At 67.6% G+C, this 11805-nt stretch carries 10 protein-coding genes, 1 tRNA gene and 1 pseudogene; 8 read left to right on the top strand and 4 right to left on the bottom strand.

Features of this window, described 5'->3' with window-relative positions:
* The coding region (locus tag A9X01_RS02390) for a lipid-transfer protein (RefSeq protein WP_155771881.1) at positions 1 to 776 on the top strand (776 nt) is incomplete at its 5' end.
* A gap of 82 nt (positions 777 to 858) precedes the next feature.
* Here A9X01_RS02390 and A9X01_RS02385 read toward each other — a convergent pair.
* On the bottom strand, positions 859 to 1470 hold the full coding sequence (locus A9X01_RS02385) for an ANTAR domain-containing response regulator (protein WP_065119127.1): 612 nt from the start codon (positions 1468 to 1470) through the stop codon (positions 859 to 861).
* A 70-nt stretch (positions 1471 to 1540) separates the two neighbouring features.
* Here A9X01_RS02385 and A9X01_RS02380 point away from each other — a divergent pair.
* Positions 1541 to 1617 (top strand) — tRNA-Leu (locus A9X01_RS02380).
* 49 nt (positions 1618 to 1666) lie between these two features.
* Here the strand turns inward: A9X01_RS02380 and A9X01_RS02375 are convergent.
* A complete protein-coding gene (locus tag A9X01_RS02375) occupies positions 1667 to 1930 on the bottom strand; it encodes a hypothetical protein (RefSeq protein WP_065119126.1) in 264 nt (87 codons plus the stop codon).
* On the opposite strand from A9X01_RS02375, the gene A9X01_RS02370 reads away from it, so the two are divergent.
* The 6 genes from A9X01_RS02370 (at position 1931) to cydC (ending at position 9814) form a co-directional block, all read left to right on the top strand.
* Positions 1931 to 3262: an adenylate/guanylate cyclase domain-containing protein gene (locus A9X01_RS02370; RefSeq protein WP_065119125.1), complete on the top strand. Its 1332-nt coding sequence runs from the start codon at positions 1931 to 1933 to the stop codon at positions 3260 to 3262.
* 30 nt (positions 3263 to 3292) lie between these two features.
* A complete protein-coding gene (locus tag A9X01_RS02365; protein ID WP_155771880.1) occupies positions 3293 to 3892 on the top strand; it encodes an HdeD family acid-resistance protein in 600 nt (199 codons plus the stop codon).
* Between the two features lie 71 nt (positions 3893 to 3963).
* The gene (locus A9X01_RS02360) at positions 3964 to 5430 is read left to right on the top strand and encodes a cytochrome ubiquinol oxidase subunit I (RefSeq protein WP_065119124.1); all 1467 of its coding nucleotides are present in this window, start codon (positions 3964 to 3966) and stop codon (positions 5428 to 5430) included.
* 37 nt (positions 5431 to 5467) lie between these two features.
* On the top strand, positions 5468 to 6508 hold the full coding sequence (gene cydB, locus A9X01_RS02355; protein ID WP_065119123.1) for a cytochrome d ubiquinol oxidase subunit II: 1041 nt from the start codon (positions 5468 to 5470) through the stop codon (positions 6506 to 6508).
* A 74-nt stretch (positions 6509 to 6582) separates the two neighbouring features.
* Complete coding sequence (cydD, locus tag A9X01_RS02350) at positions 6583 to 8172, top strand: thiol reductant ABC exporter subunit CydD (protein ID WP_065119129.1); 1590 nt, start codon at positions 6583 to 6585, stop codon at positions 8170 to 8172.
* Positions 8159 to 9814 (top strand): thiol reductant ABC exporter subunit CydC, encoded by a 1656-nt coding sequence (cydC, locus tag A9X01_RS02345; RefSeq protein ID WP_065119122.1) that lies wholly within the window; start codon positions 8159 to 8161, stop codon positions 9812 to 9814. The genes cydD and cydC overlap by 14 nt, the downstream gene beginning before the upstream one ends.
* On the opposite strand, the gene A9X01_RS02340 is transcribed toward cydC, so the two are convergent.
* On the bottom strand, positions 9789 to 11165 hold the full coding sequence (locus A9X01_RS02340) for a bifunctional lysylphosphatidylglycerol flippase/synthetase MprF (protein ID WP_065119128.1): 1377 nt from the start codon (positions 11163 to 11165) through the stop codon (positions 9789 to 9791). The genes cydC and A9X01_RS02340 overlap by 26 nt on opposite strands.
* Positions 11166 to 11288: 123 nt before the next feature.
* Positions 11289 to 11805 (bottom strand): annotated as a pseudogene (locus A9X01_RS02335) (acyl-CoA thioesterase domain-containing protein); the annotation flags it as partial.

Below are 11805 nucleotides of genomic sequence, written 5' to 3'. Positions count from 1 at the left end.
AGAACCCGGTGTACTTCGCGCTGCTCGCGCGGCGCCGGATGGATCTGTACGGCGCGACGTCGGAGGACTTCGCGCAGGTGAAGGTGAAGAACTCCCAACACGGGCTGCAGAACCCGAATGCCCGCTACCGCAAGGAGTCCTCGATCGAGGACGTGCTGGCCAGTCCGGTGGTGAGCGACCCGTTGCGGCAGCTGGACATCTGCGCGACCTCCGACGGCGCCGCGGCACTGATCGTGGCCAGCGCGGAGTTCGCCCGCAAGCACCTGGGTTCCCTCGACGGGGTCCCGTCGGTGCGCGCGGTCAGCACCGTCACCCCGCAATACCCGCAGCACCTGCCCGAATTACCCGACATCGCAACGGATTCCACCGCCGCGGTGGCCGCCCCCGAGCGGGTGTTCAAGGACCAGATCCTCGACGCCGCCTACGCCGAGGCCGGCATCGGACCCGAGGACGTCAGCCTGGCCGAGGTCTACGACCTGTCCACCGCGCTGGAACTCGACTGGTATGAGCACCTGGGCCTGTGCCCGAAGGGTGAGGCCGAGCAGTTGCTGCGCAGCGGCGCGACGGCGATCGGCGGCAAGGTGCCGGTCAACCCGTCCGGCGGGCTGGCCTGCTTCGGCGAGGCCATCCCCGCGCAGGCGATCGCGCAGGTCTGCGAGTTGACCTGGCAGCTGCGTGGCCAGGCCACCGGTCGGCAGGTGGAGAACGCGAAGGTCGGCGTCACCGCGAACCAGGGTCTGTTCGGGCACGGCTCGTCGGTGATCGTCGCGCGCTAACGGGTGCGGTAGGGGGTGCCGAGCAGACGCGTAAGCCCCCGACACGCCGGGCGTGCGGGGGCTTACGCGTCTGCTCGCCCAGCTACTCGGGCGTGTCGAGGGTCTCCAGCACAACCTCGGCGACCCGCTTCATCGACGTCCGCCGATCCATCGCCGCCCGCTGAATCCACTTGAAGGCTTCCGGCTCGGTCATGCCCTGCTTGACCTGCAGCAGTCCCTTGGCGCGTTCGACCAGCTTGCGCGTCTCCAACCGATCCGACAGCGTCGCCACCTCGCGTTCGAGCTCGCTCAGCTCGCTGAAGCGGCTGACCGCCAGCTCGATGGCCGGCACCAGATCGCTGGCGGTGAAGGGCTTGACCAGATAGGCCATCGCGCCGGCGTCGCGGGCGCGTTCGACGAGATCGCGCTGGCTGAACGCGGTCAGCACCACGATCGGCGCGATGCGCTTGGCGGCGATCTCGGATGCCGCGTCGATGCCGTCTCGGCGGGGCATCTTCACGTCCATGATCACCAGATCCGGCTTATGCTGCTCGGCCAGCTCGACGGCTTCCTGTCCGTCGCCGGCCTCGCCGACGATCTCGTACCCCTCCTCTCGCAACATTTCGGCAAGGTCCATGCGGATGAGCGCTTCGTCTTCAGCGATCAGGACCCGCCGCTTCGGGGCGGCGTCAGCGTCGGAGGTGGGGCCGGTCATGACGGACATTGTGTCGTGACGGCTGTGACGGGCGCTCGGGGGGTTCCTCTAAGGTAGGTAGCCGGACCTAGCCCTCGTATCCCAACTGGCAGAGGAAACGGATTCAAAACCCGTACAGTGTGAGTTCGAATCTCACCGAGGGCACCAACGCCACAGGTCATGACTGCGTCGTACCGCGTGTAGTGCCGCGCGGCGGTCACCGGCTCAACCTCGCCGGCCGCTGCCCATCGTGCAACACGCGCCCCTGCGGTCCCAGCCGTAAACGCAATGCGACCACTACCGTGCCGCGTTGGTGAACCCCGCCATCTGCGTCCAGGCGATCCAGGATTTCAACAGTGGTGGCCGCCCAGCCCGACATCTTCGATTTGTCCGCCCGTCCCACCGCCAGCAAAATCCCGCCGGCGAACCGTCCCAATCGCCACACGAGGTAAACGCCGAGTTCGGCGGTTACTCTTGACACGTGGCCGCTAAAAATTGCGGTGCCCTTTCAGCTGGCGATGATCATTCGGCAAGCCGGCCAGACTGCGTCGCCGCCGTACGGACGCAGACGCGCGATATCCGTCAGCACTACGCCGCCAGCGCTGCCCGTCGCGCCCGGATCCTCAACATCACCTCCTGGCTGGCGGTGATCGTCAGTGCCAGTTTCGTCCTCATGCAGTTGCTGCTCGGCACCTGGCTCTGGCAGGTCGTCTCGATCAACATCTGCGCGGCGCTGATCTTCGCGATCGTGCCCACCCTGCACCGATTCGGTGACCTGGTAGCGCCGCTGACGTTCATCACCGCGGCCTATGTCACGGTGTTCGCCAGCTGCTGGGACGTCGGGACCAGCTCGGGAGCGCAGCTGTTCTTCATCGTGGGCGCGTGCCTGGTGGTGCTCGTGCTGGGCACCGAACACATCGTCTTGGCCAGTTTCCTGGCGGCGGTGGCCGCGGCCCTGGTCATCACGACCGAATTCGTCATCCCCCGCGACACCGGCCTGCAGCCGCCCTGGGCCCAATCGGCGGGTTTCATCATCACCACGATCTCTGCCTGCGTCATGGTGGTCGTCACGATGTGGTTCGCCCTGCGTGACACCGAACGCGCGGAGGCGGTCATGGAGGAGCAGTACGACCGCTCCGAGGCGCTGCTGGCGAACATGCTGCCGGCCAGCATCGCCGAGCGGCTCAAGGAACCCCAACGGCAGGTCATCGCCGACAAGTACGACGACGCCTCCGTGCTGTTCGCCGACATCGTCGGCTTCACCGAACGCGCCAGCAGCACCGCGCCGGCCGACCTCGTCCGCTTCCTGGACCGTCTCTACGGCGCCTTCGACGAACTGGTCGACAAACACGATCTGGAGAAGATCAAGGTCACCGGGGACTGCTACATGGTGGTCAGCGGTGTGCCGCGACCACGCCCCGACCACGTGCACGCGCTGGCCGACTTCGCTCTCGAAATGGCTGACGTCGCAGCATCTCTCAAGGACCCGCACGGCCGGGCGGTCCCGCTGCGAGTGGGTCTGGCCACCGGTCCCGTGGTGGCCGGCGTGGTGGGTTCGCGGCGCTTCTTCTACGACGTGTGGGGCGACGCGGTCAACGTCGCCTCCCGGATGGAGACCACCGACTCCGTCGGCCAGATCCAGGTGCCCGACGAGGTCTATGAACGGCTCAAGGATGACTTCGTGCTGCGCGAGCGGGGCCTCATCGACGTCAAGGGCAAAGGCCTGATGCGCACCTGGTATCTCGTCGGCCGCAAGCCGGTGGACGAGCCCGCTGACGTGCGCACCGAGGACGTGCGCGCGGCGCGCGTGTAGGACCGAAAGGCCCTGTACCGAAACCGCCACATGCGTCACACTGGTGCGATGGAATCAAGTCCTGCAACAACCCCCGCACCGCCGTCGCCGCCGAGTCTGTTGCCCCACCTGTGGAAGTCGACACTGGTGTCGGGAGTCCTGTCGGTCGTCCTGGGCGTCGTCGTGCTGGCCTGGCCGCAGATATCCGTGCTCGCTGCGGCCATTGCCTTCGGCGTCTACCTGCTGATCACCGGCGCGGCCCAAGTCGTGTTCGCGTTCTCGCTGCACGTCTCGGCCGGTAGCCGCATCCTGCTGTTCATCAGCGGTGCCGCATCACTGATCCTGGCGGTGCTGGCATTCCGGCATTTTGGCAATGCCGTGCTGCTGCTGGCGATCTGGATCGGGGTCGGGTTCATCTTCCGTGGTGTCGCGACGACGGTGTCGGCGATCAGCGATCCGCACCTGCCCGGTCGGGGCTGGCAGATCTTCATCGGCGTGATCAGCCTGCTCGCGGGCATCGTGGTGATGGCCTCGCCATTCGAGTCGATCATCACGCTGGCCCTGGTGGTCGGCATCTGGCTGGTGGTGATCGGCGTGTTCGAGGTCGTCTCCGCGTTCGGCATCCGCAAGGCATCACACACGTTGCGCTAGCGCCCACTCCGGCTGACTACTACACTCTGTCGTAGTTACTACGCTTATCCCCGCGGCCCCGGGAGATGACAATGAATGTCGTCGACATATCGCGGTGGCAGTTCGGTATCACCACCGTCTACCACTTCATTTTCGTGCCGCTGACCATCGGCCTGGCGCCGCTGCTGGCGGTCATGCAGACCGCGTGGGTGGCCACCGACAATGTCGCGTGGTACCGACTGACCAAGTTCTTCGGGAAGTTGTTCCTGATCAACTTCGCCATCGGGGTGGCCACCGGCATCGTCCAGGAATTCCAGTTCGGGATGAACTGGAGCGAGTATTCGCGCTTCGTCGGCGACGTCTTCGGCGCGCCACTTGCGATGGAGGGCCTGCTCGCGTTCTTCTTCGAATCGACGTTCATCGGATTGTGGATCTTCGGGTGGGGGCGGCTGCCCGAACTGGTGCACCTGGCCTGCATTTGGATCGTCGCCATCGGCGTCAACGTGTCCGCCTTCTTCATCATCTCGGCGAACTCGTTCATGCAGCACCCGGTGGGCGTGCATTACAACCCGGAGACCCACCGGGCCGAACTGACCAACATCCTGACGCTGCTCACCAACAACACCGGCCTTACTGCCTTCGCGCACACCGTCGCCGGGGCGCTGCTGACCGCGGGCACCTTCGTCGCCGCCGTCAGCGCATGGTGGCTGGTCCGGTCACAGACCAGCCCCGTGGACCCGGGCACCCGGGCGATGTACCGCCCGGCCACCGTCCTGGGGTGCTGGGTGGTGTTGCTCGCCGCCGTCGGGCTGTTCTTCACCGGCGACTTCCAGGGCAAGCTGATGTTCCAGCAACAGCCGATGAAGATGGCGTCGGCAGAATCGTTGTGCGACACCGAGGTTGATCCGGACTTCTCGATCCTGACGGTCGGTCGGCAGAACAACTGTGACGCCCTCACCCGCGTGATCGAAGTGCCCTACGTGCTCCCGTTCCTGGCCGAGGGCAAGTTCGACGGCGTCAAGCTGCAGGGCGTGCGCGACATCCAGCGGGACTACCAACAGCGGTTCGGGCCGAATGATTACCGCCCCAACCTGTTTGTCACCTATTGGTCGTTCCGCATGATGATCGGCCTGCTGGCGGTTCCGGTGCTGTTCGCTTTGGTGGCGTTGTGGCTGACCCGCCGTGGCCGGATCCCGGGTCAGCGCTGGTTCGCCTGGTTCGCGCTGCTGACCATTCCCACCCCGTTCCTGGCCAACAGCGCCGGCTGGGTGTTCACCGAAATGGGCCGCCAGCCTTGGCTTGTCGTGCCCAATCCCACCGGCGACCAGAGTGTGCACCTCAACGTCGCCGCCGGGGTCTCCCACCACGCGCCCGGCATGGTGATCACCTCGCTCACCACCTTCACGCTGATCTACGCCGTGCTCGCGGTGATCTGGTTCTGGCTGCTCAAGCGCTACATCGTGGAAGGCCCCCAGGAACACGACGCCGAACCCGCGGCACCGCCATCAGACCAGCAGTCCGATGAGGAGCAGGTGAAACCCCTGTCGTTCGCCTACTGAGCCGTCCGGCGGGCCGTCCCGCGAAAGGAGCTGACCGATGAATCTGCAGGAGTTGTGGTTCGGCCTCATCGCGGCGCTGTTTCTCGGCTTCTTCATCCTCGAGGGTTTCGACTTCGGTGTCGGCATGCTGATGGCGCCGTTTGCGCGAGTTGGCAAGGGCGACAAGGAGTCTCATCGACGTGCAGCACTGAACACGATCGGCCCGGTATGGGACGCGAACGAGGTGTGGCTGATCACCGCCGGCGCGGCCATGTTCGCCGCCTTCCCGGGCTGGTATGCCACCATGTTCTCGGCCCTGTTCTTGCCGCTGCTGGCCATCCTGTTCGGCATGATCGTCCGCGTCGTGGCCATCGAATGGCGCGGCAAGGTGGACGACCCGAAATGGCGGGGCTGGGCCGACCTGGCGATCGCCGCCGGGTCGTGGCTGCCAGCCGTGTTGTGGGGCACGGCATTCGCGATCCTGCTGCGCGGCCTGCCGGTGGACGCCGACGGACAGGTCCATTTGTCGATCGGCGACGTGCTCAACCCCTATACGCTGCTGGGTGGTCTGGCCACGGCCGGCTTGTTCCTGTTCTACGGTGCGGTGTTCGTGTCGCTGAAAACCGAGGGGCCCATCCGCGACGACGCTCACCGGTTCGCGCTGTGGTTGACGCTGCCGGCGACGGGTTTGGTTGCCGGATTTGGTATTTGGACGCAGCTGGCGCACGGCAAGAATTGGACCTGGGCGCCGTTGGGCGTGGCCGTGGTCGCCATGACGGCGGCGGTGCTGCTGGTGTGGCGGCGCGTGTCCGACGGGTGGGCGTTCTTCTGCACGCTGCTGGTGGTCGCCAGCGTGGTGGTATTGCTCTTCGGCTCGCTGTATCCCAACCTGGTGCCCTCGACCCTGAACAGCCAATGGGATGTGACCATTTACAACGCCTCGTCGACGCCCTACACGCTCAAGATCATGACCTGGGTAACCGCGATCATGGTGCCATTGACGGTGGTTTATCAGGGGTGGACGTATTGGGTGTTCCGGCAACGCATCTCCGCTGACCGGATCCCGGCCTCGATCGGGCTGAGAAGGCGTCCGTCCTGAGTAGCTCTCGAGCGCCACTGGACCCACGGCTGTTGCGGGCATCCGCGGCGTTGCGTGGCTACCTGCTGGCCGCGGTGGGCTGCGGGGTGGTGATCTCGGGCTGCGCGATCGCGGCGGCGATCGTGCTGGGCGGCATGGTGGCGCGGGTGGCGACCGACCCGTCGGCGCGCTGCCTGCGTTGCTGGGCGGTCCCGATGTCGATTGTGTTCGGGCTGTGGGCTATTCGTACGATCGCGCACTGGTTGCAGGCACGTTTGGGCCAGCGCGGGGCCAGCGCGGTGATCGCCGACCTCAGCGGGCAGGTGCTGACCGCGGTGACTGGCCGCCAGCCCCACGAGCTGGCCGAGCAGCGTGATTCCGCCGCGGTGGTGGTGACCCGCGGGTTGGACGGGCTGCGGCCCTATTTCACCGGGTATCTGCCCACCCTGCTGCTCGCGGCGATCCTGACCCCGGCCACCGTGCTGGTGATCGCGCTGTACGACGTGACGTCGATGGTCATCGTGGTGGTGACGTTGCCGCTGATACCGATCTTCATGGTGTTGATCGGGCTGGCCACGGCCCAACGGTCGGCGGCCGCCCTGACGGCCATGACGACTCTGCAGTCGCGGCTGCTGGACCTGATCGCCGGCATCCCCACCCTGCGGGCGTTGGGCCGGGCGTCCGGTCCGGAGCGGCGCATCAGCGAACTCAGTGCGGCGCATCGGCGTTCGGCGATGGCGACGTTGCGGATCGCGTTCTTGTCGGCGCTGGTGTTGGAGTTACTGGCCACGCTGGGGGTGGCGCTGGTCGCGGTCAGTATCGGGCTACGTCTGGTGTTCGGCGAAATGAGTCTCACAGTCGGGTTGACGGTGCTGCTGCTGGCACCGGACGTGTACTGGCCGCTGCGCCGCATCGGAGCCGAATTCCACGCCGCCCAGGATGGTCGAGCGGCGGCGGACCGGGCGTTCGGTCTCATCGGAGAACCGGAACCGGCGCCGTCCGCGCAACGCACGATCACCGCCCGCGGCGCCCGGATCCGCCTGGAAAACCTCAGCGTCGCAACCCGAAAGGGCTACGCGCCGGAGGGTCTGAGTGCGATCGTCGAACCAGGCCAGGTGACGGTGCTGACCGGCGGAAACGGTGCCGGCAAGAGCACCACGCTGCAGGTGATCGCCGGACTCACCACACCGTCTTCGGGCCGAGTCACCGTGGACGGCGTCGGCCTCGCCGAACTGGCCCCCGCGCGGTGGTGGCGCGAGTTGTCTTGGCTACCACAGCGTCCGGTGCTGGTTCCGGGAACGGTGCGGGACAACCTGCTGCTACTCGGAAATCTCGACGATATCGACAGCGCCTGTGCCGCAGCGGGATTCGATGACGTACTGACCGCCCTGCCCGACGGGTCGGAGACGATGCTGGGCCGCGGCGGCGTCGGACTGTCGCTGGGCCAGCGGCAACGGCTGGGCCTGGCCCGGGCACTGGGCTCGTCGGCCCCGGTGCTGCTGCTCGACGAGCCGACCGCGCACCTGGACGCCGCCACCGAGGACCGGGTGCTGCGGGCGATTGTCGCGCGCGCCCGCGCCGGGGCCACCGTCGTGGTAATCGGACACCGCGCGCCGGTCCTGGCGATCGGTGACCAGGTTGTCGAGGTATTCGCCGGCAGCGAGGCGCGGTATGCGCCGGTCTGAACTCCGCACAGCCGTCGCTGAGCTGCTGCGGCCACGTATCCCCCGCCTCCTGGCGGCCATCGCGCTCGGGGTGCTGTCGCTAGGCAGCGCGCTGGCGCTGGCGGGGGTCTCGGCGTGGCTGATCACCCGGGCCGCTCAGATGCCGCCGGTGCTCGATCTGTCGGTGGCGGTGGTCGCAGTGCGGACGTTCGCGATTTCGCGCGGCGTGCTGCGTTATTGCGAGCGCCTGGCCACCCACGACGCCGCGTTGCGGGCCGCTGGCATCGCGCGTGCGCAGATTTATCACCGCCTGGCGACGGGGCCGGCGGCCGGCGCCGTTCGGCTGCACAGCGGCGAGCTGGTGGCCCGGGTGGGCGCGGACGTGGATGCCCTGGCCGACGTGCTGGTGCGCGCGCTGGTCCCGATCGGCGTTGCGGCGGTGCTCTCGGTGGCGGCCGTCGTGGCCGTCGGGCTGATCTCGCCGGCGGCGGCAGTGGTGCTGGCGGTCTGTCTGGCCGTGGCCGGGGTGCTGGCGCCGTGGCTGGCCGGCCGCGCCGCCGCCGCGCAAGAAGCGGTTGCCGACCAGCACCACGCCGAACGCGACACCGCGGCGATCCTGGCGCTGCAGCACGCGCCCGAACTGCGGGTCGCGGGCGCGCTACCGGACGTCATCGCCGAATCGCAACGCCAGCAACGGGCCTGGGGCGACGCGGCCGACACCGCCGCCCGGCCCGCCGCGCTCGCCGAGGCCATTCCGACCGCCGCCATCGGCATCAGCGTGCTCGGCGCGGTGATGGCCGCTGTCGGCATGGGCCCCGGGGTTGCGCCGACGACCCTGGCGGTGTTGATGTTGTTGCCGTTGTCCGCCTTTGAGGCCACCGGTGTGTTGCCGGCGGCCGCGGTGCAGTTGACGCGGTCCAGGATCGCCGCGCGCCGCCTGCTGGCGCTGGCCCCGCCGGTCCCCGAGCGTCCGGCCGAGGCCGCGGCGTCGTCGGGGCGGCCGGTGGGGCGGTTGTCCGCCGAGGTGGTGGCCGGTCACTCCGCCGCCGTCAGCAACCGCGTCGCGGTCGATCTGGCTCCGGGTGCCCGGCTGGCCGTGACGGGCCCCAGCGGATCCGGCAAGACGACGCTGTTGATGACGCTGGCCGGCCTGCTGCCGCCGTTGGATGGCGCGGTGACGTTGGACGGAGTCGACCTGCAGCGAATCCGGGAATCCGAACTGCGTTCGGCGGTCTGCTTTTTCGCCGAGGACGCACACATCTTCGCCACCACGGTGCGGGACAATCTGCTGGTGGTCCGCGGTGACTGTGAGGATGAGGAGTTGACCGACGCACTGGATGCGGTGGGGCTGGGCGACTGGCTGACCGGTCTGCCCGACGGCCTGTCCACCGTGTTGACCGGTGGCGCGCAAGCCGTCTCGGCCGGCCAGCGCCGGCGGTTGCTGCTCGCCCGGGCGGTCCTGTCCCCCGCCGGTGTCGTGCTGCTCGACGAACCCACCGAGCATCTCGACGCGGCCGACGCCGAACGGGTGCTGCGCCGACTTCTGGTGCCGGGCAATGGGCTGATGGCCGACGGCAAGACCGTGGTGGTGGCCACTCACCACCTACCTAGGGACATCGACTGCGCGGATCTCCTGATCAGAGGCGTCGTCGACGCGGCATGAACTCCAGCGTCAGCAGGACGAAAGCCAGCGGCACCGTCTGGGTGAGTGTGACCAAGGCGTAGCGCCGGCTGTCCATGGCGTGGAACTTGCGGACATACCGATCCAGCGACTCGAGCGAGATGAACGGGTCCAACAGATGGAGCAGCAGATAGCAGCACCGCGCTGCCAGGCCACGTCGCTCGTCCCCGAAGAGATCGGTGAACGCCGCGAAGGCCAGTGATACCCGTTGAGCCCCTGCCTCTCTGGCGGCGGCGATCATATCGACGGCGAGCCGTTCGTCGATGCCGTTGGGCGCTCCCCGGCGGCGCCACGGCACGTCGAGCGTCAGGTCACCGCCGCCGCCGGCCGTCGCGTATCGGTGGAAGCCCTGCACAGTGCCCGACGCGTCCCTGGCAATGATCAGCTGCGTCCCGGGATAGCGGCCCTCCAGTACGCCGTCCAGGTTCATGCAGAAACCGCGATCGGCGTGGGCTCCCTTCGGCGAATCCAGCAGCACTGACGTCAACTCCGCGCGCAGCCGATCGTCGACTTCGCGCTCGACGACGATTTCGGTGCTGATTCCGAAGTTGTGGGTGCGTTTCACCGCCTGACGCAGATTTCGAAACCGCCGCCCAGCCAGCGCGAAACGGGTCGTGTCAACGACGACATCCCGACCGATCGGTATGGGGCGCAACGATTGTCCGACGGCGGCGGGAGTCCACAACCCGAGTCGGCGCTCACCGCAGCCGACGACCACGATCCGCCAGCCGCGGGTGTGGCACAGCAGGGCGAAGTCGGTCACCAGGTCGGCGAACCGCGTTTCGTCACCGATGGGGTCCCCGCTGACCACCGCGAATCCCCATCGGGTCCGGTAGGCCAGCGCTGCCCTGCCGGTGACGTCGAAGTGGTAGCACTTGCCCGTCTGCATGGCGAACGGGGCCAGGGGATCGTTGTTGGTGGCATCGATCAGCGCCCAGACCCGCGGCAGATCGGCAGGTTTCGGACGCGCCGCCGTCGGCCACATCAGTGCCGCGCCGGATCCGGCGATCATGACCTGACCGAGCACATCCAGCGACAGCACGTGCGCCCCCAACCCGGCGACCAGCAAAGCGGCGGCGGCCGCCGCATGCATCGCGGTGACCGGGCGGCCCAGGAAAATCCCGCGCGTGATCAGCATCGTCGCCGCCAAAATGGACAGGCACCACCCCAGTCGACCCCAGTGGGCAAGCACGGCGAACAGCAGGCATGCCGCGAGCAGCAGAGCAAGCGCGCTGGTATAACGCGCACGCAGCGAATCGGCGTGCAGGACAACACGTTCGCGCGCACGCAGCGCGTGCAGGCCGGGTAGGAAATGGACCGTCGGCTGTTTCACCCGCACCTCCTCGCCGAGCTGCGCCTACCACGACGTTACGCCTCCCGTTCCCTAGCGCGAGCAGACGCGAAAGTCCCCGACACGCCGGGTGATTTGGAGCTTTCGCGTCTGCTCGCGCGGGGACTAGCGGACGGCGGGGAAGTATTTGAGGACGCCTTCCTGCACCACCGAGGCGACGACCTGCCCCGAGCGATCGAAGAAGTGCCCGGTGCCCAGCCCGCGCGAGTCCGCGGCGACCGGTGAGCTCGTCGAATACAAGACCCAGTCATTGAAATCGACCTGCCGGTGAAACCACACCGAATGATTGGCCGACGCAGCAAAAATCCGGTCGAATCCCCACGACAGGCCATGTCGGGTGATGACCGAATCCAGCACGGTGGTGTCCGAGGAATACAGCAGCGTGGCGGTGTGCAGCACCGGATCCTCAGGCACCGTGCCCAGCGCCTTGAGCCAAACCCGGTTGTAGTCCAGTCGATCACCCTTGTCCCGCATCACCCAGGCCGGGTCGTTGGTGTAGCGCCAGTCGACGGGTTGCAGCGCATTGACGAACAGCGGCACCGTCGTCTCGTAACCGCGCAGCAACTCCTTGATGGGCGGCAGGGTTTCCGGGTCCGCGACGGCGGGCGGGTCGACGCCGTGC

Source organism: Mycobacterium asiaticum (assembly GCF_001668675.1).
Taxonomy (GTDB): domain Bacteria; phylum Actinomycetota; class Actinomycetes; order Mycobacteriales; family Mycobacteriaceae; genus Mycobacterium; species Mycobacterium asiaticum_D.
This window is presented reverse-complemented; position numbering and strand designations above follow the sequence as displayed.